Origin of the sequence: Mesorhizobium sp. (assembly GCF_041661565.1) — a bacterium.
GTDB lineage: Bacteria > Pseudomonadota > Alphaproteobacteria > Rhizobiales > Rhizobiaceae > Mesorhizobium.
The window spans coordinates 19,323-44,268 of record NZ_JBAZUD010000022.1 but is presented as its reverse complement, the minus strand read 5'-3'; the positions used below and the strand labels follow the sequence as shown (position 1 = coordinate 44,268).

Genomic DNA, 24,946 nt, shown 5'->3' with positions numbered 1-24,946 from the left:
ACCGACAGTGCGGCGATCGCAGGATCAATATTGTCGCGCAGGCCCATCCACATCAGGCGCGGCAGCGTGATGGCGTTGACCGAGGTGATGAACAGGGTGACGCCGATCTCTTCCCAGGAAAGCACGAAGGAGAGCAGCGCTGCAGTGATGATGCCGAACTTGATGTTGGGCATGATGATACGGGTGGCGCGCTCCCATACCGAGGCGCCAAGGCCGCGGGCGGCAAGGTCGATGCGGCGGTCGAGCTGGCTGAGCGAGACCAGCATCAGCACCGTGGCGAAGGGCACGGTCATCACCGAATGGGCCATGGCGACGCCCAGCCAGGTGTCGTAGCCGAAGAACGAGCTGAAGCCGGAGATGGAGGTCAGCAGGAAGTAGAGCGTGATCGCCGAAACCACCGGCGGCACCACCATCGGCAGCAGCACGAAGCCGACCAGGGCCGCGGTGAAGCGCGGCTGGAACATCCACACGCCGAGGCTGAAGCACAGCGCAAGCAGGGTGGAGAAAGCGCTGCTGACGATGCCTATGCGGATCGAGAGCAGGATGGAGTCGATCCAGCGCGGATCCTCGATCAAGGCGCGGTAGTGGCGAAGCGACAGTTCGCCCGAAGGCATCGCCAGCATGCGACTCGGCGTCAGCGACACCGGGATGACGGCAAGCAGCGGCATCAGCAGGAACAGCGCTACAAAAGCGGCGATGACCAGCGAGACGGGCCCAGGGCGATAGGTCGGCATCAGATCAGCTGCTTCGGTCTGACATAGCGGAACAGCACCGCCATCAGCGCGCCGACGAACAGCACCAGCACGACGCTGATCGCCGCGCCCAGCCCCCAGTCCGGGCTCTGGAAGATGCGCAGATAGATCAGTTCGGCGACCATGACGCTGCGGCCGCCGCCGAGGATCGCCGGCGTGACGAAGAAGCCGAGCGAGAAGACGAAGACGATCATAGCGGCGCCGATGATGCCGGAGCGGGTCATCGGCACGAACACCGACCAGAAGGTGCGCATGCGGCTGGAGCCGAGGCCGCGCGCGGCCAGCAGCACACGATCGTCGAGGCTGCGCATGGCCGACGCCAGCGGGAAGACGGCGAAGGGAATGAGGAAATGCGTCATGCCGACGATGACGCCAAACTCATTGCGCACCAGCGCCAGCGGCTCCGAGATGAACCCGATCGCCTGCAGCCAGGTGTTGATCAGGCCGCGATTGGACAGCAGCGCCACCCAGCCGAAGGCCCGCGTCAGCACCGAAATCCAAAACGGAACGAGGATGCAGAATTCGGCGATGAGCCGTTGCGCCGGGGTTCCACGCACCCAGACGACGGTGATGGCATAGGCGGCCGCGACCGACACCAGGGTGACGATGGCGGCGATGCGCAGCGTGCGGATGAAGACCGACTGCACCAGATCGTCGGTGAGCAGGGCGTCGTATTGACCGAGCCCAGGCGTCGGCAGGGTGAAGCTCCATTTGACGACGCCGAGAAACGGCCAGGCATAGGCCAGCGCCAGAAACAGGAGCAGCGGCGCCATCAACAGCGCCGCGCCCATCCTGTCGGAGAGATAGCCTTTCATTCCGGCCGATTATCCCTGCGCGATTATCCCTGTCTCGTCAGGCGGAGATGATCTTGGTGTATTCGTCGAGCGCCGGGCCATAATTCTTGGCGTACCAATCCATGTCGAGGGCGATCTGCTTCTTCATGTTCTCCGGATCGACCGGGTTGATGCGTTTCTTGTCGGCGGGGATCATGGCATCGGCGGCCGGATTGGCCGGCCCCTGGCCCAGCTTGTCGAACATGATCAGCTGTTTCTGCGGATCCTGCGCGCTGGCGATGAACTTCATCGCCGCGTCCTTGCCGCCGGGATTGCCCTTGAGCACGGCGAGCGCGCCGGGCGAGATCAGGCCCTGGTCCCAGATGAACTTGATCTTGCCGCCGGAGTCCTGCTCGATCAGCGAGGCGCGGGTCGACCAGACGATCGCCATCGAGGCCTCGCCGTTGAGCAGCACGCTCTGGCTTTCGGCGCCGCCGCCCCAATAGGCGACGACGTTTTCCTTGAAGGCGGCGATCTTGTCATGTGCGCGCTTGAGGTCGAGCGGATAGAGCGAGGCCGGCGCTATTCCGTCCGCCAGCAACGCCGCTTCCCAGCTCGATACGCCCCATTTGTAGAGCGAGCGCTTGCCCGGGAATTTCTTCACGTCGAAGAAATCCGCCATGCCGGTCGGCGCATCCTTGCCGTATTTCTCGGAATCATAGGCGATGACATAGGAGAAGAAGTAGGTCGAAGCCGCGTAATCCCAGCCGAAACCGGGCCGCATCTTGGTCTTGTCGACGATCTTGTAGTCGATCGGCTCGAGCATCCCTTGCGCGCCCAACGTAATGGCCGAGAACGGATCGACGTCGACCAGGTCCCAGGTCGGCGCACCGCTCTTGGATTGCGCCGCGATGGCGCCCTCGGTCGGCCCCGAACCGTCCATCTTGACGACGATGCCGGTTTCCTTTGTGAAGGCCTGCCCGTAGGCGGCGTCATAGGCGGTGATGGCGTCGCCGCCCCAGTTCACCAGCACCAGTTCCTTCGCCTCGGCAAAGGCTTTCGTCGAGCGCAGCAGCATCGGCGTGCCGGCCACTACCAGGGCCGCCAGCTGCGCGAACTGCCGGCGCGAAATCTCGCCGCGGCCTGCCCTGCCGGCCAAGGTTTCGATCGCTTGTTTCCTTGTATCGTGTGTCATGTCAGTTCCCCTTTTTGTCGTTGATAGTACCGGAAAGCGCTGCGACGATATCTCGCCACACCGTTCGTCATTGTCCTCCATCCGGAAGGAGGAAACCTTTTTCCGCCGGCCAGGTCAGCCAAACGGAATTGCCCTTGCCCAGCGCGGCCGCGGCAACCTCGTTGGGCACCGAGACCGTGACCCTGGCGCCCTGCCTTGTCGTCAGGTCCAGCCGCGTCGCGGCGCCGAGATAGGTCGAATTGGTTGCCGTGGCGGCGATGCCGTTCTCGCCGGGCGCCGCCTCGCTGGCGATCGACATGTATTCGGGCCGAATGGCCAGGATGGCATTGCCGCCGATGCCGTCGGCGCTGCCACGCAGGCTGACGGCGCGGTCCTCGCACAGGGCGGTCGCGCCATTGTCGGCGCTGCGCACGCCCTTCAATGGCAACATGTTGATCTCGCCCAGGAATTCGGCGACGAAGCGATTGGCCGGACGGTCATAGACCTCGTCCGGTGCGCCGATCTGCAGCAATTTGCCATGGTTGAAGATGGCGACGCGCGACGACAACGCCAGCGCCTCGCTCTGGTCGTGGGTAACGAACACGAAGGTGGTGCCGGTCTCCTGATGCAGCCGCTTCATTTCGGCCTGCATCTGGCCGCGCAGGCCCTTGTCGAGTGCCGAGAACGGCTCGTCCAGCAGCAGGACGCCCGGCTCGAACACCAGCGCGCGGGCAAGCGCGACACGCTGCTGCTGTCCGCCGGAAAGCTGCGCCGGCAGTTTCTTCCCGTGGCCGACCAGCCCGACGCGCTCGATCATCTCGCCGACGCGGCGCTTGATCTCGGCCGCCGGTTGCTTTCGCACCTTGAGCGGGAAGGCGATGTTGGCCTCGACGCTCATATGCGGGAACAGCGCATAGCCCTGGAACACCATGCCTGCGGCGCGCTGCTCGGCCGGCCGATCGGTTATGTCCGTGCCGTCGCTGAACAGCCGGCCCTCGGTCGGCTGGACGAAGCCGGCGAGGATCATCAGGAAGGTGGTCTTGCCCGAACCGGAAGGCCCAAGCAGGGTGACGAACTCGCCGCGGCCGATATCGAGCGTCAGATTGTCCAGCGCACGGAAGGAGCCAAAGCTCTTGCCGATCCCGATCGCCTTGATCTCTGCTGCCCGGCCGGGTTGCCGCATCCTGCCCTTTCCCGGCGCATGACCCCGTAAATCGAACTCGATTTCGAAAGATCATGCGCGAAATCAAACCATACAGGCTCTTCGTGCGTCCAGGGACGCGCGGCGCCGTAGCGTCGAGCGAAATCGTAGGGCAGCGCGCGGCCTCACCGCAACCGAATAGTTTTCGCAGGATCGGCAAATTCCATTCATCTTTCCAATCGGTGGCGCCCGTGATCGGCGATGCCCTTGGCGTTGCTCTCGACCAGTTTCGACCGCAGCCATCCGGAAAACGCGTCAAGCACGGGATGCGTCGCCTTGGCGTGTTCGGACACCAGGAAATAGGAGCGCGGCGACTTGATCGCGATGTCGAAGGGACGCACGAGCCTGCCCTCGGCCAATGCCTTGCCGCTGGTCAGTTCGTCGCCCATGGCCATGCCCTGGCCGGCAATAGCGGCCGAGAAGACAAGATTCATGTCAGAAAAGAAGATGCCGCCCTCGGTGTCGGGGTTCTCCACCCTCGACAGGGCCAGCCAGCGCGCCCAATCCTCGGTGTCGCCGAGATGCAGGAGGTTGGCGCGCAACACGTCGGCGGGCCTGGAAAATCCACCGACCTTGTTGAGCAGCGTCGGACTGCAGAGCGGGGTGAAGGAGATTTCGCACAGAAGCTCGACCGCGCGGTTCGGCCAATTGCCAACGCCGAAAGCGATAAACGCATCGGCCTCGGCATTGCTGACATCGTCGAGCCGCCGCGGCGTCAGGATGCGCAACGCGACATCGGGATACATCTGGCGGAATTCGCCAATGTGGGTGCACAGGAACAGCGAGGCGAAGCCCGGCGTGCAACTGACGCTGAACGAACCGCCGACGCCGGTGCCCGCATCACGCGCCACCGCGTCGCCCAGCACGGTCAGTGCCTTGCGCACGTCGCTGGCATAGCGCTGGCCGCGCGGCGTCAGGGCCACCCCCTTGCCGATGCGCTCGAGCAGGTCGAAGCCGAGGTCGCGCTCCAGCAGGCGAAGCTGGTGGCTGACGGCGCTGCGGGTCAAATGGAGTTCGTCGGCGGCGCGCCATACACTGCCATGCCTGGCAAAGCTGTCGAGCGCGCGTAGCGCCTGTGTGGAAGGGATTCGCAAGAAGCCTCAGGTGAACCGAATTTGCATGAACCGGGAAAACATATCACTTTTTGGCGACGCGCTTCACTGCTTTCTTCTCGTCCAATGGAAAAACCGGCGACGACCTCGGCCCAGGCAACCGCGCTTGCCCATCTCGACGACATCCAATCGTCCCTGTCGGCGTGGACGCGAACAATCTTCGATTTCGGCGAGACCGCCTGGCGCGAATATCAATCCGCCGCCTGGTATGTGAAGCTGCTGAAACAGGAAGGCTTCTCGGTCGAGGAAGGCTCGGGAGGCATGCCGACCGCCTTCTGCGCGCACTGGAGCAATGGCCCCGGGCCAACCATCGGCATGTATGCCGAATACGACGCCGTGCCCGGCAATTGCCAGGATGCGGCGACGGTCAGGCGTCCGCGCCCTGGCCTGGGCGAACATGCCGGAGGCCATACCGATCCGCACTCCGGCCTGGGGGTCGCCAGCCTCGGCGGCCTGCTGGCGGCCAAGGCAGCGATGCAGCATCACGGCATAGGAGGCACGCTGCGCTTCACCGGAGAGCCGGCGGAGAAGGTTCGCGGGTCGAAGCCGATCCATGCCGCCAAGGGCTACTATGACGGCCTCGCCGGCATGATTTCCTTCCATCCCTTCTACATGCTGCCGCTTTGCAACACGGCGCGCTGGGACACGCATTGCGGCGCCGCCTACGCGATGATCTATCGCTTCATCTGCGACGAGCCCGAAAACTGGGTTCGCGCGGGCGATGGCGCGCCGATTCCGCAGGCGCATTCCGCGGTCAGGGCGCCCGGGGCCAACGACGCGCTGTCGATGATGTACATGGCCTCCAAAGCGTTGCGCGATTCGATGCTGCCCCACCAAGGCGGCTGGTCGATCAGCGAGGCGATCCTCACCGCCGGCCAGGCGACCGCCGACAACCTGCCGGCGGGGCTGGCCGAAATCCAGTACATGATCCGCGTGCCGACGCTTGCGATGGCCGAGCAGGTCACCGCCATGCTCGACCGCAATGCCGAGGCCGCCGCCGCCATGAGCGGCTGCCGCCATGAGCGGCACTGGGTTTCGAAGTCGCGGCCGGGTCTCGCCAATCATGCCATGGCCGAAATTGCCTTCGAAGCGCTGTCGGCGGTCGGACCGCCGCGCTGGGATGACGTGGCGAACGCGGTGGCGCGCGAGATCCAGGTCAATGCAGGCGGGACAGCGACGGACGAGCCGTTCATCGCCGAGATGGAGCGGCTGATCGCGCCGCAGGACGCCGAGGCCATCCTGCGTCGCGACCTGCCGCCATCGCAGGCCAATTCGACCTCCGACGACTATACCGACATGTCCTGGCACACGCCCACGGCACGATTCTATGTCGCGCGCCCCGCCCTGCGGGCCGCCGGCGGGCACGCCTGGCCATCCTGGGTGATGAATGCGCTGGGCGGCATTGCGGCCACCATCGACCCGATGGTGATTTGCGCCTCCAGGACGATCGCGCTCGCCGCGCTGCGACTGCTGGAAGACAAGGCCGCGCGCGAGGCGGCGATGGATGAATTCGTCAAGCGCACCAGCGGCGGCATTGGCGGATCGAGCTGGATCGCGCCGCTATGCGACTACGAACCGCCGATCCACTTCCGCTGGCCGGAATATGTCACCACCGCGCGTGGACGGGACTGGTGGATACCAAAGAATACTGCCGCATGACCCCGATTAATCACGAGGAGAGAACCCGATGACCGTGCATGACCGCATTGTTGCAGAGCCGTTTTCGCTCCAGCGCCGCAACCCGGCTGGCGGCACCAAGCCGCTGACCGCCTGGGGCTTTGCCAACGAGACCGATGTGCTGACCGACGTGCTGCTCGGCTCGCCGAATTTCCTGCGCCATCTGTCGACCAGTTCGCTGTCGCGCAAGCATCTGCGCGAGGCGCCCTGCAACGTCCAGATCGCGCAGGCGCAGCACAAGGACCTGGTCGCCGCCTACGAGCATTTCGGGGTCAGGATCCATTGGCACGAGCCGACGCCGGAACTGCCGATGCAGGTCTATTCGCGCGATTCCAGCGTCATGACGCCCTATGGCGCCTTTATCACCGCCATGGCGAACTGGTGGCGGCGCGGCGAGAACTACGCGGCGATCCGCACCTATGAGAAGCTCGGCATCCCGATCTACGACATGGTCACCGCCGGCACGTTCGAAGGCGGCGACTTCAATGTCATCGAGGAAGGCGTGGTGCTGATCGGCTGCGGCGGCGCCCGCACGCAGGAAGAAGGCGCGCGACAGGTGCAGGCCTGGTTCGACAAGGAAGGCTGGGAAACGCGCCTCGCCTTCATCGACGAGTACTATGTGCATATTGACCTGATGGTGGTGCCGATCGCCGAAAAGCTGACCGCCGTCTGCCTCGCCTGTACGGAGCCCGGCATCGTCGACTGGCTGAAGGGCAAGGGCCACGAGATCATCGACGTGCCGTTCCAGGACACGATGGCGCTCGGTTGCAACTTCATGTCGCTGGGCAAGGACAGGGTGATTGCGCCGACCGCCAGCCAGACGCTGATCGGCCAGCTCAAGGCGCGCGGCTTCGAAGTGGCCGCCGTCGACATGAGCGAGATCTCGAAGACCGGCGGCGGCATCCACTGCATGGCGCAGGCGCTGAAGCGCGAAGCGGCCTGAGGCTGCCCGCCTCTCGGCAACAAACCCTGGGCTGTGTCCTTGCCGCCCTTGTGAGCATTGGAAAAATGGAGGAGAAGTCTCCCGCGACGCATCGCCCTGAAATTGCCGGTTTGCGGTTCTCAGGTCTCGCGATCGCCTAGCCGGATTTCCGAATGGCCAGTCCTGAACCGCGCAAGAGAAGAGGTCCGATCGCCGCCTGGGCGCTGGCGCTGGATGCCTGGATCGATTCCTCGCTATACGAGATCGGGTTCAGGGCGCGCCAGTTCTGGGAAGCCGCGACGATCTTCTCGCGGCGTTTCCGCCTCACCGGCTGGCGCCGCGCCATCATCGAACTGTTGAGCGAAGGGTTTACACTGGGCGCTGGCGGCATCGTGGTGATGCTGGCGCTGGCCATTCCAGCTTTCCAGGACACGACGGGAGACTGGCGGGCCCAGGGCGACTTCGCCGTCACCTTCCTCGACCGCTACGGCAACGAAATAGGCCAGCGCGGCATCATCCAGCGCGATTCGGTGCCGGTCGACGAGATGCCCGACCAGGTCATCAAGGCGGTGCTCGCCACCGAGGATCGCCGCTTCTTCGATCACTACGGCATCGACGTGCTGGGGCTGTCGCGCGCGATCTTCGAAAATGTGCGGGCCAATTCCGTGGTCCAGGGCGGGTCGAGCATCACCCAGCAGTTGGCGAAGAACCTGTTCCTGACCAATGAGCGCACCTTCGAGCGCAAGATCAAGGAAGCCTTCCTGTCGCTGTGGCTCGAGGCCAATCTGTCGAAGAAGGAAATCCTGCAACTCTATCTCGACCGCGCCTATATGGGCGGCGGGACTTTCGGCATCGAGGCGGCTGCCGATTTCTATTTCGGCAAGAGCGTCAAGGACCTGAACCTCGCCGAGGCGGCGATGCTGGCAGGCCTGTTCAAGGCGCCGACCAAATATGCGCCCCATATCAATCTGCCGGCCGCGCGCGCGCGCGCCAATGTGGTGTTGTCCAACCTTGTCGATGCCGGCTTCATGACCGAGGGGCAGGTGCTTCAGGCGCGGCTGCATCCCGCCGACGTCGTCGATCGCGGCGAACAGAAAAGCCCAGATTACTATCTCGACTGGGCGTTCGACGAGGTCAAGAAGATCGCCAAGCCGGGACAGCACTCGCTGGTTGCCCATACCACCTTCGACGCCAACATCCAGAAGGCCGCGGAGGAGTCCGTCGAATTCCACCTGCGGCAATTCGGCAAGGAGTACAACGTCACCGAAGGCGCTGTCGTCGTGATCGAAACCAATGGCGCGGTCCGCGCCATCGTCGGCGGACGCGACTACGGCGCCAGCCAGTTCAATCGCGCCACCAAGGCGCTTCGCCAGACGGGTTCGTCCTTCAAACCCTATGTCTATGCCACGGCGATGGAGCATGGCTTCAAACCCACCTCCGTGATCTCGGGCGGGCCGATCAGCTGGGGCAGCTGGTCGCCGCACAACTATTCGGGCGAATCCGCCGGCAACATCACGCTGATCATGGCGATGGCCAAGTCGATCAACACCGTGCCGGTGCGGCTCGCCAAGGACTATCTCGGCATCGCGCCGATCAAGGCGATGGCGGAATCGTTCGGCGTGGAAACGCCGCTGGAGGGGCACAAGACGATGGTGCTGGGCACGTCGGGGATGACGGTGATGGACCAGGCGACAGGCTACAGCGTGTTCGCCCAGGACGGCTTCGTCGGTTCACGGCACGGCATCACCCAGCTTGTCACCCGCACCGGTGAGGTGGTCTACGACTTCGCCAAGGATGCGCCGCCGCCGCACCGCGTCCTGTCCGAGCAGGCGCTGAAATCCATGAACACCATGTTGACGGCGGTGCCGGTGATGGGCACAGGCCGGCGGGCTCAAATCCCCGACATCGTCGTCGCCGGCAAGACTGGCACGACGCAATCCTACCGTGACGCCTGGTTTGTCGGCTTCACCGGCAACTACACGGCGGCGGTGTGGCTGGGCAATGACGACTTCACGCCAACCAAGAACATGACGGGCGGGACGCTGCCGGCCATGGTGTGGCAGCGCCTGATGGTCTACGCGCACCAGAATATCGACCTCAAGCCCATCCCCGGCATCGACAAGCCCTTCGTCGACGAGCAGATCGCGGCCAAGGCCGAGGAGGCGCAGAAGAAGAACGAGGAGCAGGCGGCTGCCGATGCGGCGGCCGAACGCCCGCCGGTGCTGTCCAGCCGCACGACCGCGATCCTGAAGGAGATGACCAGGCTTTTCCAGTCGGCGCCTCCCCTCGACGCGCCGCAGCCCCCGGAGACACTGTCGGCGCTGTAGCGCTTTCCCGCTGGCCGGCCCACGCAAATCCACGGGTCCGCTTGCCACGAGGCCCCCCGCCGCGATATCCCCGGGCGGCAACTTTCCTGTCCTGGCCCTTCATGCTCAAGAACGCCTTCCTGACGCTGCTCACGCTTGTCATAGCCATCGGCGGCGGTGGCGGCAGCGTCTGGTATGCGCTGAAAATCCAGGATGGCGTCGGCGCCATCCGGATCGGCCAGTGGACGGCCTTTCCCGATATCGGCACATCGTCCGCCGACCCTTATTCGAAAGCCCGGGTGGCACGCGAGGGCGTGCTCGCGCTCGGCCGCGCGGAAGGACTGTCCTTCGTCGCCGAGCGCGACGCGGGCGGCGCCGAGCTCCGGCGCGAATGCACCTACAGGATCGAGGGCGGATTCCCGACCGCACGATTCTGGACGCTCTACGCCGCCGACCAGTCGCTGGGCGTGGTCGAAACCGGCAAGACCCGGCCGGCGGCGCTGCAATCCTACGGGGTGCTGCGCCAAGCCGACAATTCGGTGATCATCTCCGCCAGCCCTCACCCGATGCCGGGCAACTGGCTGCTGACAGACGGGGCCGGCAGGATGTATTTCGTGCTGACTTTCTACGACACGCCGATCGCCAGCAGCACAGGCCTGTCGGACGTTTCACTGCCGAAGATCGTCAGGGCCGGTTGCGATGCGTAGCCTTTACCCGGCTATGCGCGGGCTCCTGCATGCCGTCCTGCTCGGACTGCTCGGCGCCGGCATCGTGCACATCGTCGTGCTGCTGCTGGTGCCGCAATTTTCCGAACGGGACGCGTGGTCGCGGCTTTCGATGGCCTCTGACCTCTACAAGATGACGCGGCTCGATGCCGAGGCCGGGGGCGCGCCCGTGGTGAAATCCGTCGACCCGCTATTTTACGCGACAGCCTGCCGGTTCGACCTCGGTGAAGGGATGGTGCGCGTCAAGGCGCCTGGACACGTCCCCTTCTGGTCGGTGTCGGTTTATGACCGCAACGGCCACAACATCTATTCCTTCAATGACCACACGGCGACGGGGGCCGTGCTGGACGCCGTCGTGCTGACGCCGGCGCAGATGATCGACGTGCGCAAGGAGCTTCCCGAGGACCTCCAGGGCGCGATCTTCGTCGAAGCGCCGATCGAGGAGGGCATCTTCGTCATCCGCGCCTTCGTGCCCGATGACAGCTGGAAGCCGATCGTATCGCGCTTTTTCGAGCAAAGCTCCTGCGCGTTGCAGGAATTCTAGCCAACCGCCCTGCCCGCCGGTTCGTGAGCGCCGTGCTCAGTGATGCGGTATCGGCTTCGTCCGTGGCGAGCCAGGCTTGTCGGGATCGGCCGGCCTCATGTCACTGGCCTGGGACCGCTCGTAGCGGATCCCGGGAAAGATGATCACGGCCGCCGGTATCTCGGCGGTTTGCTTTGTCCGATTGCTTGGTGCCGTTCGCGGCACGAAAGACAGTACCATGCCCATGACTCGCGCATTCCTCTCGGTTTCACCGGAGCACAACGCAACGCCTCCAAATATCATTAAGGACGGCAGAGGGTTAACGTAGCGCTAACGGATCCTCGCTAATTTGATCTTTGTTCCCAGGCCGGAAGGTTTCGGCCGGGGCCATTGCGAGGCCGGCATGGTCCCGGTCAAGCGTGGTCAGGGCTGTGTCGAGTATCGGGCGTATCCTTCGTGTCATCTTCCGACTTCAGGCATATCGCGGTGCGAACCGATTCTGGAAAGGCTGAAAGGCTGTTCCGCGCCGCCGTTTCGGCGTTCTGTTCACTCACCCGGCCGTCACGCAGCGAGATCGCCCAGCTTGAAGACCTGACGCTGCCGCTGTTCGACGCCGTGTCCGTCGAATCGCGGCGCTACGTGGCCGCCGCCCTTTCGGAATGCGAATATGCACCCGCCGCACTGGTGCGTCGGCTGTGCGATCAACCGGTCGATATCGCTGCCCCGTTGCTCATCCGCTCACGCGCCGTCAGCGACATCGATCTTATCGCGCTGATCGGGCGGCATGGCCTGCCCCATGCGCGCGCCATCGCGCGCCGCAAGGATTTGAACCCGACCATCGCCGACCTGGTCAGGGCACTCGAAAGGCCGCACCTGGCGCGGCCGCGGGATTCGAACATGAATATCACCGTTGCGGAGAAGATCGCGCCGATGAGCACGCAAACGACATCCAACGTCCCAGAGAGTCACCAGGCGCAAGGCATCGGCGCCGAGAATGCAAGACGCAGGCTGCGGTCGATGATGCGGGCCGAAGGCGAGGCAGCGGACGCCGCTCGCCTTGTCGGCGCCGACACTTTTGTCAAATTGCGCGAGACGGCGCTGACCGGAAACGCCGCCTTCTTCCAGACGGCGCTGGCCGACGCGCTCGACATCGATTTCAGGGTCGCGCAATCGCTTACCGCCAACCAGAACTATGCCTCGCTGCTTGCCGCGTTGCGCTCGCTCGACCTCAGCGAAGACCGGGCATTCCTGATCACGGTTGCCATCTATCCCGGCCATTTCCCACATCCACAAGCCATCCGCGCCTTCCTCGACCGCTATCGCCTGCTGCATCGCGACGTGGCCAAGGACAAGGTGCGGCTCTGGAAGGCGGAAACCCTTTCGAGGGCGATTCGGGGCCCCAAGGCCGACAACAGCGTCACACACGCCGCGTCCAACAGCGATGACGCACCGGCGTCGTCCGGCGTCAGGGCGTCTTCACGGAAATAAGCTCCTCGACGGGGACGGCGCCAGCCTCGATCTCGACCACCCAGATGTCGGGGTCGAATTTTTTTTCCCGCTCCAGCCGCGCGTCCAGCGCGGCGGCATCATCGCCGGCGCCAAGCAGGCTGAAGAAGCGATCATCGGGTTTGGCCGAATCGTAGCTCGTCTGCGGCGCCGGGCCGAACAGGGCGATTTCTCCCGACCTGGCCCGCGCCAGCACGAACACGGCGCCGGCTTCGGTCGCGCCGCGCTTGACCACGGCGGCAAATCCGCCGGCGCTGAAAACCCGGCGCAACAGGACCGACACCCAAAGATCGGAAGTAACGCGCATCGAGAGAACTCCGGAAAGCGTGCGGGTTCTCTAGCCGTATTTCCGCCGCTCGGCGAGCATCGTTCCAGCCCGTGGATCGGTTATTGTTTTACGGAACGGCGAACTGCCCTAACTTCTTGTTTTCATGCAATTCCCAAGGGAAGGCGCGAAGCCTTTCCTGCAAAGACCGCAGAGACTTTTCTGGAATTGCCCTAGTTGGTCAGGCCGATCTCACGCATCTTGACGTAGACGATTTCGTCGGGCTCGCCCGTCTGCGGCAGCCCGAACAAGGACTGAAATTCCTTGATCGCCGCCTTGGTGCGGGTGCCGACGACGCCGTCCAGCCGCATGTCTTCATTGCCGAATGCCTTCAGCCCCGCCTGGATCTTGACGATGCGCGGATCGGGCCCCTGCATCGGGGTATCCGCCTGCGCGGAAGCGGATTGCCCGGAAGTGGTCTGCAGGGAGACCGGAACGGCGGCGGACGTGTCCGGGCGCGGTTGCGGCCTGGGCACGACGGAAGCGGTTTTCGGCGTGGCGCCCAGCTGATCCAGCAGCAGGGCGTCGATTTCGCCGGAGGCGTTGATCCCCACCTTCTGCTGGTAGGCCTGGATGGCCTTGCGCGTGTTTGGCCCGGAAATGCCGTCGACCGTTCCGGAATAGAAATCCAGGTCCTTCAGTATGCCCTGCACCTGCTCGACCACCGGATCGCCCTTGATCGGAGCCGGTGCCCCGGCTGGCCGCACGATGTTGAACGTCGTCTCCGGCTCGTCCGCCGCGGCGCGTGGAAAACCTTCGATGCTCCGCGTCGCGAAGAACGCGCCGGCATGCGGGAAAGGCTGATACCACAACGCGTTCGCCGACACGTAGAACAGCGTCACCAGGAATGCCGTCGACCCGCCCACCAGGACCGGGTTGCGCGAAATCATCGCGCCGACAGCGACGGCGCCACCCTGAAAGGCATTGCGGCGGCGCTTTACCGGCTTAGGCTGTTTTGCGGAGCGAGCCATTTCTGTCCCCTTTCCCCATGGCCACCGGCATCGTCAGCACCCCGGCACCGTCCGCCGGGCGCCCCTTCGGTCCGTTCACCGGCAGGCTGATGGTCACCGTGGTGCCCTCGCCCGGCATGCTTTCGATGGACATCGTGCCGTCATGCAGCGCCACAAGGCCCTTCACCAGTGAAAGTCCCAGGCCCGTTCCCTCGAACTTGCGGGTATAGTCATTCTGGATCTGCGTGAATGGCTTGCCCAGATTGGCGAAATCCTCCTCGGCAATGCCGATGCCGGTATCCTCGACCCAGAAATGCAGACGCGAGCCGATCCGCTTGGCGCCAATGACGACGTCGCCCCCGTCCGGCGTGAACTTGATCGCATTCGACAGCAGGTTGATGAGCATCTGCTGCACGGCGCGCCGATCGGCGTTGATCTCGCCGACATCCGGCGCGATCAACGCCCTCAGCTCGATATTCTTCGCCTGCGCCTGCAGCCGCATGATGGACTGGCACATGTCGACCGCCTCGGAGAACCGGAACGGCTCAGGCTCGGTCGCATAGGCGCCTGATTCAATCCTGGACACTTCAAGGATCGAAGTCACGACGGCAAGCAGATGCTGCCCCGAATCCCTGACCAGGCCAACATATTCCTTCTGCCGCGGGTCCTTGAAGCCGCCGAACATCTCGTGCAGCAACATGTCCGAGAAGCCGATAATGGCATTCAATGGTGTGCGCAGTTCGTGGCTCACCACCGCCAGGAAACGCCCCTTGGCCACCTCGGCGGACGCGGCCGCTTCATTGGCCATGGCAAGGTCCGCGCGCAGACCGGCAATCTCGTCGTTCTCGCGCAGCAAGAGAGTGAAGGCCTCGGTCTCGCCTTCACCGCGAAGCATTTCCAGCGAGAACGGGCGATAATTGTCGGCCGTCACGCCATTGCCGTTCTGGGGCAGCCTGATGCGCAGTTCGAGGCAGCGCGACAGCGCGCCGTCACGCATGTCCGCCAATGCACTGAGATAGGCGACGCGGTCCGACAGATGGACGCGGTCGAAGAGGCCATTTCCACAAAGCAGTTCCGGAGGCAGCTTCAAGATCGCGCGCGTCTTGGTGGAAGCGTCCAGCACCTCGCCATGGCGGGCGACACGCATGACCACCGCATTGATGATGTCCTCCAGCCGAGCGGAGGTATCCATCGGATTGGCCGCATCGTCGGTATCGCGAAACGCCGAAATGCGCGGCATCAACGTCAAAACCCACGCCAGCGGCACCAGCCAATGCCATGCGGCGACCTGCACTCCCGTGGTCGGCAACATGGGGCCCGCCAAGGTCTGGATCAGGATGGCGGCAGCGGCGGCCAAGGCTCCCCAGAGCGCGGCACGCCGCGAAGCGCCGATCCACCAGGCCTCGAACGGCAGCGCCAGGGCAAGCATTGCGACAGGAGAACTCAGCCCGCCGGCGGCGGCGATGAGGCAGCCCAAGGCAATGGCGGCGACCGCCAGCGCAACTCGACCCGCCATGGCCATCTTGCCGGTCGCGGCCACCAGCAAGGCGATGAACCAGCACAAACCAAAGGTCGAGAAGATAGCGGCCATGGTAACGGCGGCGCCCATGCCTGACGTGACAAGCGTGACAGCCGCGCCGGCGGCAAAGAAGGGAGCGGCCAGCATCACGCCGATGAAACGGCCCTGAGCCTCGCGCTCGCTGCGCCCGAGAATGGACGGATGGACCATACGTTCGCAACCGGCGGCCATCGCGCCGGGCAATTCAACGTATCTGGCCTTGATCGAACTCAACTCAACGCACTCGCACTCGTCGGGACAGCTCTGCTTTGCAGATCATTCTGGTTAACACTGAAACTCGCATCCAGCGTTTAAGGAATGGATAAGGCAGGGCCGACCAAGGCCCGGGCTGCGGCGAATATCGGGATGCCGGCGGCCGAAAACCCGGGCAAATGCCGCCATAGTAAACGGAGGGTTATCCGGCGCCTTGGACCGTGCGCCGGCCAAGGTCGATACCCGTCGGCCTTGCTCTGACGGAATATCGTTACAGAACAAGCGGATGGATGGTTTCCGAATGGCAAACATGGCCACTCGAATTTTCGTCAAACCGATTGCAAAATGCTTCGTTTCGAATCTGCCTAAAATTTGAAGAAAATTCTTGCTTTGCGCGCAAGCCGTCTTTTGCGCCTATATGCCAATATCGTCCCCATAAAAGAGGTCATGCCTTATGACGCATGATCCGGTCACGACGAGAGGCAAGGCATGTTCTTTCTGATAAGGATGGCTTTCTGGTTTTCCCTGGTGCTGCTGGCGCTGCCGCTCGGTGTCGGTTCTGAGGAACCTGGGCAGGAAAGCGTCGGACCCATCCAGGCTCTGTTCGCGGCACGCGAAGCCGTCGGCGATATCGCCGGCATTTGCGAACGCAAGCCCGACGTCTGCGAAACCGGCAAGTCGGCCATGCATACGATCACCGTCCGCGCCAGGGAGACGGCCAAGATGGCGGCGGCGATGCTGGACGACAAGGCCGCAGCCGGCCCCGATCTGTCGACGATGACCGCGAGCGTGCCGGAAGAGATCGTCTTGCCCGAGACAGTCAACCTGCCGGCGCGGAACTAAGCCGTCCGGCATCTCGCCGCGGGCCATTCGCACTTACGACGCCTCTGCGGTGTCCTTGTTTTTTCCGTGACGCGGCACATCCGCATGACTATATCCCGATCATGACGAGTTCGATCCAGACGATCCGCGACGACTTCTCACTCTTGGAGGATTGGGAAGACCGTTATCGTTATGTCATCGAACTCGGTGAGGCGCTGCCGCCATTCCCGGACCAAGAGCGCAACGCCGCCAACAAGGTGCCCGGCTGCGTCAGCCAGGTCTGGCTGACCACTGAACAAGGGCCTGGGCCCGATCCCGTCATCATCTTCAAGGGCGATTCGGATGCCCATATCGTGCGAGGCCTGGTCGCGATCATGCTCGCACTGTTTTCCGGGAAGAGAGCCAGCGAGATCCAGAAAACCGACGCGGAAGCGACATTGAGGGAACTCGGCCTCGACGAGCATCTTTCGCCACAGCGCGCGAACGGCCTTCGATCCATGGTCAAGCGCGTCAAGCGCGATGCCGACGCGGCACACAGGCAGACCGCCTGATCCATCGAACCGCTGCACGCAAAATGAAACGGCGCCCGAAGGCGCCGCTGCATTGAAGTTAAGCTGGCAGGCAGCGATTACCGCGCCTTGCGCTTGCGGCCGAGGCCCATCTTCTTGGCGAGTTGCGACCGAGCGGCGGCATAGTTCGGAGCGACCATGGGATAGGTCGGGTCCAGGTTCCACTTCTCACGATACTGATCGGGCGTGAGGTCGTAGTGGGTCATCAGATGGCGCTTGAGCGACTTGAATTTCTTGCCGTCTTCAAGGCAGACAATGTAGTCGTCGTGAACCGAACGCTTCGGGTTCACCGCAGGCTTTTGCTTATCGATAGCCGGCTGTTCGGCGGCACCACCCACGCGCCCGAGCGCGGCGTGGACATCGGCGATTAGATTCGGCAATTCGCCGACCGGCACTGGATTGTTGCTGACATAGGCGGCCACCACATCAGCTGTCAATTCAATCAAGGCGTCGCTGTTTCTGGAAGGTGTTTCGGCGATATCCATGGTCTTACGGCCCCAACAAGAGTTATTTCGTTCCGTGCCCTTTTTTTACAGGGAGGGCATTGCACCAATTTTGTGCATCTAGAGCTTCCGCGATTCGCGTGGCGGGCACATCAATGAACCTGCTTATCAAGTAAGTCAATTCTCGCTCTTCACTATATTTGTTGGTGCTGATCAACTATTCCCTGTTCAGCTTCAATCTTTCGTGCGTTTTGAAATTTCCGATATTTCGCACGTAAGACCGACACGTTCTGACGCCAGGTCAGTTAGTCGTTACATCAGGGATATCTCACAAAGCGTCGTCCATTGCTTGATTTTGCTTGGCGACCGCGCCGACATTCTTGGTTGTTCACATGTGTCCACAAAACCGCAGGTTGCCGCGGTGGCCGCGCAGGCAGTAACCAGCCAGTTGCCGCGCTCCTTGGCGTAACGCATTTGCCGCGTGTCAGCAGGTGACGAAGCACGCCTTTTGCCGGGTCGCGACGCATATCGGCCACTTGCCAAGCCGCGATTACGGCCCCATGAGACTGCCCTGTAGAAGCCAGAGTTAAAATGACCATGAGTTCCGCATTTCCCATCGTCAGTCCGCCAGCGCCCGAGAAACGGCCGGCCACCGACACGCATCACGGCATCACCCGCAGTGACGAGTATGCCTGGCTACGGGCGGACAACTGGCAGGAAGTGTTCCGTGATCCATCGCTGCTCGATCCCGGCATCCGCGCCCAGTTGGAAGCAGAGAACGCCTATCAGTCAAAGCTGATGGCCGACACGGAAGACCTTAGGAAGCGTCTTTTCAAGGAAATGAAAGGCCGCATCAAGGAAGACGACTCGTCCGTACCGATGAAGGACGGACCCTATGCCTACGGATCGTCCTTCAAGCTCGGCGGCGAGCAGCCGCGCTATTTCCGCACGCCCCGGGACGGGGGCGACGAGGCGATCCTGCTCGATGGCGACGCGGAGGCCGAGGGCAAGGCCTATTTCCGCCTCGGCGGCGTCGATCACTCGGCCGACCATGGCAAGCTGCTCTGGGCCTTCGACGACAAGGGCTCCGAATTCTACACGCTTCGCGTGCGCGACCTTGCCGATGGCAAGGAGTTGGCGGACCAGATCCCCGATACCGGCGGATCGGGCGTCTGGAACGCTGGCAATGACGGGTTTTTCTACACCCGGCTCGACCCCAACCACCGGCCGTCCAAGGTGCTGTTCCATGCGCTTGGACAAGATCAGGACAGCGACCGGCTGATCTACGAAGAGACCGACCCCGGCTTCTTCATGGATGTCGAAGGTACCCGCGGCAATCAATGGATCATGATCGGCATCAACGATCACGAGACTTCGGAATACCGCCTGCTGAACGCCAGCGACCCATTCGCCGAACCGAAACTTGTCGCTGCGCGCGAGATCGGGCTGCAATATGACCTGGAGGAAGGCGGAGACATCTTCTTCATCCTGACGAATGCCGACGGCGCCAAGGATTTCAAGATCATGACGGCGCCGGCGATTGATCCGGTGCGCGCCAACTGGCGGGAACTGGTGGCGCACGAGCCGGGCCGGCTCATTCTGTCGGTGATCGGCTTCAAGGACCACATGGTCCGGCTCGAACGCAAGGAAGGCCTGCCACGCATCGTGGTCCATGACCGCAAGAGCGGTGAGGAGCATCTTCTGTTTCTCGACGAAGAGGCGTTCTCGCTCGGCCTTTCGGGTTCCTACGAGTACGACACCGAGATCATGCGCTTCTCCTACTCGTCAATGACGACGCCCGCTCAGGTGTTCGACTACAACATGCGCACCCGCGAGCGGATGCTGCTCAAGACCCAGGAAGTTCCGTCCGGCCATGATCCGGACCTGTACGTCACAAGACGGCTGATGGCGCCCGCCGCCGACGGCGAACTGGTGCCGATCTCGCTGTTGCATCATCGCGATACGCCGCTGGATGGATCGGCGCCATTGCTGCTCTATGGATACGGCTCCTATGGCATCACCATACCGGCCGCCTTCAACACCAACTGGTTCTCGGTGGTCGACCGTGGCTTTGTCTTTGCCATCGCCCATGTGCGCGGCGGCAAGGACAAGGGCTATGGCTGGTATGACGACGGCAAGCGCCAGAACAAGATGAACACGTTCACCGATTTCATCGCCGTCGCACGCCATCTGGTCGCGGAACGCTACACGGCCCACGACCGGATCGTGGCGCAAGGCGGCTCCGCCGGCGGCATGCTGATGGGCGCGATCGCCAACATGGCGCCGGAGCTTTTCGGCGCCATCATCGCCGAGGTTCCGTTCGTCGATGTGCTCACCACGATGCTCGACGCCAGCCTGCCGCTGACGCCGCCGGAGTGGCCGGAATGGGGCAACCCGATCGCCTCCGAGGATGATTACCGCACGATCGCCGCCTACTCGCCCTACGACAACGTTGCCGCGCTCGACTATCCGCCGATCCTGGCGCTCGCCGGTCTCACCGATCCACGCGTCACCTATTGGGAACCGGCCAAATGGGTCGCGCGGCTGCGCGAGCGCAAGAGCGGCGACAATCCGGTGCTGTTCAAGATCAACATGGACTCCGGCCATGCCGGCGCATCCGGCCGTTTTTCCCGGCTGGAAGAAATCGCCTACACCTATTCCTTCGCCCTGAAGGTGACCGCCAAGGCGGATCATGCCGTGAGCCGATAGAGCCCTGCGTTCGAAGCGTTTCGCGACGCTCCCGGCGTTGCAAGCCAGTAATAGATTTTCGGGGTGAAATCACGATTGCGAGCGGATTTTCCGCTCGCAATCGCTATGTCCTCAGGCTACCCAATGCGCGGCTTTCAAAGCCGCCACAGCCAGTTCAGTCACCAGGATCCGCCATGCTGCTCGTCGATACCTATCTCGACAAATCGCCCATCCAAGGTATCGGTGTCTTCGCCAAGAACTCCATTTCGCGCGGCACGCTGGTCTGGAAGCTGGATCCGCGGTTCGACCGGATCATCGAGGTCGATGTCTATGAGGGTGAAAGCGGTCCGGTGAAGAGCTATCTTGACCGCTACGCCTACCCCGACCGGCGCGACCCGAACTTCATCGTTTTCGAAGCCGACGATGCGCGCTACATGAACCATGCCGACGAGCCGAACTGCGACGTCTCCTTGCCCGAGGAAACTTTCGCACTGCGCGACATCGCGCCAGGCGAAGAGTTGACCTGCAACTACAACCACTTCTTCGAGACGGGTTTCGACTTCCTGGGCGACCGCCACCTGCCATCCGACAGCTGAGCGGCTTCAATATTTTCCTAGTTTGCCGTCTTCTGGCGTGCCGGATAGCCGTTTGAATGCGGGGGCACTGCCTTGAGGTACGCTGCGATGGCGGCGCGATCTTCAGGTTTCAACTCGGCCATGTTGCGCTGGACGTCGACCATCGCCCCGCCGACCGAATCGAAATCCGGCGTGAATCCGGTTTCGAGGTAATTGGCAATGTCGGCTTGCGACCAGTCGCCGATCCCGCCCTCGCCCGAAGTGATGTTGGGGACGATGCCGCTGCCTTCGGCGGCGACGGCTCCGGCCAGCCACTCACCCCGCTTCGTGCCGCCCGCAAGGTCGCGCGGCGTATGGCATTCGCCGCAGTGGCCTGGCCCCTCGACGAGGTAACGCCCCGCCAGCACCGGATCGGGCGTGCCCGCGCTCAAGGCAATAACGGGCTGGTCGCTGAGATAGAGCAGCTTCCACAGGCCGATGCCGCGACGGATGTTGAAGGGGAATGCCAGCGAATTGCCGGGAGCCTTGCCTGCCACGGCCGGCAGCGTCTTCAGGAAGGCATAAAGGTCGGCGATATCTTCCGGCTTCATACGGGCGTAAGACGTGTATGGGAACGCCGGATAGAAATGTTCGCCTGATGGCGAAACGCCCTTCAGCATCGCATTGGCGAGATCCTCGACGGACCATGCGCCGATGCCATCCTTGGGATCCTGTGAGATGTTGGGCGGAACGAAGGTGCCGAACGGCGTCTTGAGCTCGAGACCACCCACGAGTTGAAGCCGCGCGTCGCCCTGCGAGCCCGGCTTGGCGTGGCAGGAGGTGCAGCCGCCGGCGTAGAAGATGCGCTTGCCCCTGGTCGCATCGCCGGGTCCGAGCTTGGCCACGGCCTCGCTGTCGAGCCTTACCGGCGCCGAGAGCACCCAACCGGCAGCAGCTCCGATGCCGCCCAGGATGACCAGGGCGCCGACGAGTTTCTTCAGCAAGGCCATTGCCAGCTATCAGCTCTTCTTCACCCGATAGGCTTGGTGGCAGGTGCCGCAATTGGAGGCGATGGCTCCAAATTGCGTCTTCAACGTATCGACGTCGGCGGGGGCGGCGGCGACCGCTGCCTTCACGTCGGCGAGATATTTGTCCTCGGCGGCCTTGAAGCCCGCCATGTCCTGCCAGATCTTCGGCGAGGCGGTGGTGTCGCCTGTGTCGCTGCCGGCCGGAAACAATGTGTCGACGTCGAACTTCTCGGCATTGGCCTGCAGCGCCTGGAGCTGCGCCAGCACGGAAGCGGCATCATAGGCCTCTTCGCCCTTGACGACTTTCGACAGGCCGCCGACGATCTTTCCACGTTCCTTCATCAGAGCCTGCCGGTCGAGGACCGGGTCGGCAAAGGCCGCCGATGCCGCGAGTGCGAGCATAGAGATGGCGATAACAAGCTTTCTCATTCAGTAGGCTCCATGATGAAGGCATTTCGGGACAGGACGTTAACGGATGCAACCGGCGGGTTATTCCTTCGGATCCGACTTTTTTCGGCCGACGAGTCCTCTGCGCAAAAAAGAAAGGCCCCGGGAATGCCGGGGCCTTTCTTGAGATCGATCAGGTTTTCGCCTTTTCGTACAATTCCAGCACGTGATCCCAGTTGATCAGGCTGTCGACGAACGCCTCGAGATATTTCGGACGGGCGTTGCGATAGTCGATGTAGTAGGAATGTTCCCAGACATCGACGCCGAGGATCGGCGACGCGCCGTGGACGAGCGGGTTCTCGCCGTTCGGCGTCTTCGAGATCGCCAGCTTGCCGTCCTTGACGGAAACCCAGGCCCAGCCCGAGCCGAACTGGGTGGTGCCGGCGGCGATGAAGTCGGCCTTGAACTTGTCATAGCCGCCCAGATCGCTGTCGAAAGCCTTCTGCAGGTCGCCGGGAAGCTTGTTGCCGCCGCCGCCCTTCTTCATCCACTTCCAGAAATGGATGTGGTTATAGTGCTGGGCGGCGTTGTTGAAGAGCCCGGCATTCTTGCCGAACGACTGCTTGACCACCTCTTCGACCGACAGATCGCCCATACCCGCCTCGGCGGCGAGCTTGTTGCCGTTGTCGACATACGCCTTGTGGTGCTTGTCGTGGTGATACTCCAGCGTCTCTTTCGACATGTAGGGCTGCAGCGCCTCATAATCATAAGGCAGAGCGGGCAATTCAAAAGCCATGGACGGTACTCCCTCGTGGAAAATCCGGTGTCGATACCGGACTAAGATAGGTCTGGAATGGGTTGGGACAACTCCGGGATGAAGCGTCGACGGCCTTTTTATCCGCTCACGCGGCGGAAGTCGAATGCGCCCAATCCCAATAAAGTTCGCGCGCCTTCTTGGCTACCGGACCGGGTTGCAGGTTGCGATCCTCGATGCGGGTGATGGGCACCACCTTGGAGTGGTTGCCGGTCGAAAAGATCTCATCGGCTTCCAGGAAATCGCGCACCGACAGCGTCTTTTCCGTCGTCTTGAACCCATATTCGCCAAGCAGTGTCATCGTGCGCGAGCGGGTGATGCCGGACAGGAACGTGCCGTTCGGCGCCGGCGTCAGAACATGGCTGTCCTTGACCAGGAAGATGTTGGAGGTGCCGGTTTCGGCGACATTGCCCAGCATGTCGAGCACCAGCGCATTGTCGAAGCCGCGCATCTTGGCTTCGAGAATGGCACGGCCGTTGTTGGGGTAGAGGCAACCGGCCTTGGCGTTGGTTGGCATGGTCTCGATGGTCGGCCGCCGGAACGGCGACACGGTCACCGAAAAGCCGGATGGAGGGATCATCGGCGATTCGTATAGGCAGAGGCAGAAGCGGGTCGATGCGGGATCGGCCGGCACCCCCATGTAGCCGCCATGCTCGGCCCAATACATCGGCCGGATGTAGACGGCTGTCTTGCCATCGAATTTCTTCAACCCATCCCAGGTCAGACCGACGATCTTGTCGGCGGTCATCGACGGCTTGAGGCCCAGCGCTATCGCTGATGAATTCACCCTTGCGGCGTGGAGTTCGAGGTCCGGCGCCACGCCTTCAAACCAGCGGCCGCCGTCGAACACGCTGGTGCCAAGCCACATGGCATGGCTGCGCGGTCCCAGAATGGCGACATTGCCCTCGTGCCAATCGCCATCGACGAAAGTCCATGTCGTGGATTGCGCCGCAGTCGCCAGTGTCATCGCGTTGTCCCGTCCGGTCGGTCTCGTGTGACAGCCATTGGAAGATGCTTTGGCGGGCGCCGTCAACCGGCATGAGGGACTTTTCTTGAGGCCAGCGGCGGTGCGATGCAATCAAGGCTTGCACCTTGTGCCGCCTCGCCTCAAAACAGCGCCATGCAATACGCCGCCTATGTTTTCGACGCCTATGGCACGTTGTTCGACGTGCATGCCGCCGTGCGTCGCCACGCCGACAAGATCGGGCCGGATGGCCAGCTGCTGTCCGAAACCTGGCGGGCCAAGCAGCTTGAATATTCCTGGGTGCGCACGCTGATGGGCGCCTACGTGGATTTCTGGCAGTTGACCGAGCAGGCGCTCGATTTCGCCTTCCGCAAGGTTCCAACCGCCGATCCAAGCCTCAAGGCGACATTGCTGGACGCGTATTGGCGGCTGGACTGTTATCCGGAAGTGCCGGCTGTACTCAAGGCGCTGAAGGCTTCGGGAGCCAGACTGGCAATCCTGTCCAACGGTTCGCCCGAGATGCTGCAGGCGGCGGTCAAGTCCGCCGCACTCGATCAGGTTCTGGACGACATCTATTCTGTCGACATGGTGCGGCGATTCAAGACCGACCCGTCGGTCTACGACATGGTCGCCACCGGCTGGCGCCTCTATCCGGCCGCGGTGTCCTTCCAGTCCTCCAACCGCTGGGACATCGCGGGAGCCACCAAATTCGGATTTCGCACGGTGTGGATAAACCGCTCCAACCAGCCCGAAGAGTACCGGGATTTCCCGCCTGCCCTCATCCTGCCATCCCTCGACGCGCTCGTATCCGGCGGCTAGGCCGTTCTGTGGCATCGATGCCACAGTGGCCGTGCGGTCACAGCTTCGCCTTTCTTTGCCCACGTTCGGGCCAGAATCGGAACCGCCTATCCCGCCAGGTGTTGTCAGCACCGGCAACAGCGGTCGGCGAATTCACGCTTT

24 protein-coding genes are annotated in these 24,946 nt (G+C 63.0%); 11 read left to right on the top strand and 13 right to left on the bottom strand.

From position 1 onward, the window contains the following. From WC739_RS06425 to WC739_RS06405, 5 genes are all read right to left on the bottom strand, one after another. Nucleotides 1-734, bottom strand: a 734-nt coding sequence (locus tag WC739_RS06425) for an ABC transporter permease (RefSeq protein WP_372952185.1), incomplete at its 3' end; no start/stop codon positions are given. Beyond that, the gene (locus WC739_RS06420; protein WP_372952184.1) at nt 734-1,567 is read right to left on the bottom strand and encodes an ABC transporter permease; all 834 of its coding nucleotides are present in this window, start codon (nt 1,565-1,567) and stop codon (nt 734-736) included. The genes WC739_RS06420 and WC739_RS06425, both read right to left, overlap by 1 nt. A 37-nt stretch (nt 1,568-1,604) precedes the next feature. Beyond that, entirely contained in the window at nt 1,605-2,720 is a 1,116-nt protein-coding gene (locus tag WC739_RS06415; RefSeq protein ID WP_372952183.1) for an ABC transporter substrate-binding protein, read from the bottom strand. Between the two features lie 67 nt (nt 2,721-2,787). Next, nucleotides 2,788-3,882, bottom strand: coding sequence for an ABC transporter ATP-binding protein (locus WC739_RS06410; RefSeq protein WP_372952182.1), 1,095 nt, complete (start codon nt 3,880-3,882; stop codon nt 2,788-2,790). A gap of 185 nt (nt 3,883-4,067) precedes the next feature. Next, on the bottom strand, nt 4,068-4,994 hold the full coding sequence (locus WC739_RS06405) for a LysR substrate-binding domain-containing protein (protein ID WP_372952181.1): 927 nt from the start codon (nt 4,992-4,994) through the stop codon (nt 4,068-4,070). 84 nt (nt 4,995-5,078) lie between these two features. On the opposite strand from WC739_RS06405, the gene WC739_RS06400 reads away from it, so the two are divergent. From WC739_RS06400 to WC739_RS06375, 6 genes are all read left to right on the top strand, one after another. Next, a complete protein-coding gene (locus WC739_RS06400) occupies nt 5,079-6,671 on the top strand; it encodes an amidohydrolase (protein WP_372952180.1) in 1,593 nt (530 codons plus the stop codon). 28 nt (nt 6,672-6,699) lie between these two features. After that, complete coding sequence (locus WC739_RS06395; protein ID WP_372952179.1) at nt 6,700-7,632, top strand: dimethylarginine dimethylaminohydrolase family protein; 933 nt, start codon at nt 6,700-6,702, stop codon at nt 7,630-7,632. A 152-nt stretch (nt 7,633-7,784) separates the two neighbouring features. Then, nucleotides 7,785-9,938 carry a transglycosylase domain-containing protein gene (locus WC739_RS06390; protein ID WP_372952178.1) on the top strand — a complete coding sequence of 718 codons (2,154 nt, stop codon included), beginning with the start codon at nt 7,785-7,787 and terminating at the stop codon, nt 9,936-9,938. A 101-nt stretch (nt 9,939-10,039) separates the two neighbouring features. After that, on the top strand, nt 10,040-10,624 hold the full coding sequence (locus tag WC739_RS06385) for a DUF1214 domain-containing protein (RefSeq protein ID WP_372952177.1): 585 nt from the start codon (nt 10,040-10,042) through the stop codon (nt 10,622-10,624). Further along, a complete protein-coding gene (locus tag WC739_RS06380) occupies nt 10,617-11,186 on the top strand; it encodes a DUF1254 domain-containing protein (RefSeq protein WP_372952176.1) in 570 nt (189 codons plus the stop codon). The genes WC739_RS06385 and WC739_RS06380 overlap by 8 nt, the downstream gene beginning before the upstream one ends. Before the next feature lie 435 nt (nt 11,187-11,621). Next, entirely contained in the window at nt 11,622-12,653 is a 1,032-nt protein-coding gene (locus WC739_RS06375) for a hypothetical protein (RefSeq protein ID WP_372952175.1), read from the top strand. Here the strand turns inward: WC739_RS06375 and WC739_RS06370 are convergent. The 3 genes from WC739_RS06370 to WC739_RS06360 form a co-directional block, all read right to left on the bottom strand. Further along, nucleotides 12,631-12,978, bottom strand: coding sequence for a DUF1491 family protein (locus WC739_RS06370; protein ID WP_372952174.1), 348 nt, complete (start codon nt 12,976-12,978; stop codon nt 12,631-12,633). The genes WC739_RS06375 and WC739_RS06370 overlap by 23 nt on opposite strands. Nucleotides 12,979-13,169: 191 nt before the next feature. Continuing rightward, entirely contained in the window at nt 13,170-13,967 is a 798-nt protein-coding gene (locus tag WC739_RS06365) for a peptidoglycan-binding protein (protein WP_372952173.1), read from the bottom strand. Continuing rightward, nucleotides 13,942-15,675 carry a PAS domain-containing sensor histidine kinase gene (locus WC739_RS06360; RefSeq protein WP_372952172.1) on the bottom strand — a complete coding sequence of 578 codons (1,734 nt, stop codon included), beginning with the start codon at nt 15,673-15,675 and terminating at the stop codon, nt 13,942-13,944. The genes WC739_RS06365 and WC739_RS06360 overlap by 26 nt, the downstream gene beginning before the upstream one ends. A gap of 531 nt (nt 15,676-16,206) precedes the next feature. Here WC739_RS06360 and WC739_RS06355 point away from each other — a divergent pair. After that, nucleotides 16,207-16,560 (top strand): DUF5330 domain-containing protein, encoded by a 354-nt coding sequence (locus tag WC739_RS06355; RefSeq protein ID WP_372952171.1) that lies wholly within the window; start codon nt 16,207-16,209, stop codon nt 16,558-16,560. Nucleotides 16,561-16,661: 101 nt separating this feature from the next. After that, complete coding sequence (locus WC739_RS06350; protein ID WP_372952170.1) at nt 16,662-17,090, top strand: SufE family protein; 429 nt, start codon at nt 16,662-16,664, stop codon at nt 17,088-17,090. 77 nt (nt 17,091-17,167) lie between these two features. Here the strand turns inward: WC739_RS06350 and WC739_RS06345 are convergent, their stop codons facing one another. Further along, nucleotides 17,168-17,593: a MucR family transcriptional regulator gene (locus tag WC739_RS06345; RefSeq protein ID WP_372952169.1), complete on the bottom strand. Its 426-nt coding sequence runs from the start codon at nt 17,591-17,593 to the stop codon at nt 17,168-17,170. A 549-nt stretch (nt 17,594-18,142) separates the two neighbouring features. Here WC739_RS06345 and WC739_RS06340 point away from each other — a divergent pair. Next, on the top strand, nt 18,143-20,260 hold the full coding sequence (locus WC739_RS06340; protein ID WP_372952168.1) for a S9 family peptidase: 2,118 nt from the start codon (nt 18,143-18,145) through the stop codon (nt 20,258-20,260). Between the two features lie 173 nt (nt 20,261-20,433). Next, entirely contained in the window at nt 20,434-20,835 is a 402-nt protein-coding gene (locus WC739_RS06335) for an SET domain-containing protein (protein ID WP_372952167.1), read from the top strand. A 17-nt stretch (nt 20,836-20,852) separates the two neighbouring features. Here WC739_RS06335 and WC739_RS06330 read toward each other — a convergent pair whose 3' ends face one another. From WC739_RS06330 to WC739_RS06315, 4 genes are all read right to left on the bottom strand, one after another. Next, nucleotides 20,853-21,803, bottom strand: a complete 951-nt coding sequence (locus WC739_RS06330; protein WP_372952166.1) for a c-type cytochrome — start codon at nt 21,801-21,803, stop codon at nt 20,853-20,855. A 9-nt stretch (nt 21,804-21,812) separates the two neighbouring features. Then, entirely contained in the window at nt 21,813-22,250 is a 438-nt protein-coding gene (locus WC739_RS06325) for a cytochrome c (RefSeq protein ID WP_372952165.1), read from the bottom strand. Nucleotides 22,251-22,401: 151 nt separating this feature from the next. Then, nucleotides 22,402-23,004, bottom strand: a complete 603-nt coding sequence (locus WC739_RS06320; RefSeq protein WP_372952164.1) for a superoxide dismutase — start codon at nt 23,002-23,004, stop codon at nt 22,402-22,404. A 106-nt stretch (nt 23,005-23,110) separates the two neighbouring features. Beyond that, nucleotides 23,111-23,989, bottom strand: coding sequence for a branched-chain amino acid aminotransferase (locus WC739_RS06315; protein WP_372952163.1), 879 nt, complete (start codon nt 23,987-23,989; stop codon nt 23,111-23,113). Nucleotides 23,990-24,142: 153 nt separating this feature from the next. Here WC739_RS06315 and WC739_RS06310 point away from each other — a divergent pair, with 153 nt between their 5' ends. After that, nucleotides 24,143-24,805 carry a haloacid dehalogenase type II gene (locus tag WC739_RS06310; RefSeq protein WP_372952186.1) on the top strand — a complete coding sequence of 221 codons (663 nt, stop codon included), beginning with the start codon at nt 24,143-24,145 and terminating at the stop codon, nt 24,803-24,805. Nucleotides 24,806-24,946 lie beyond the last annotated feature (141 nt).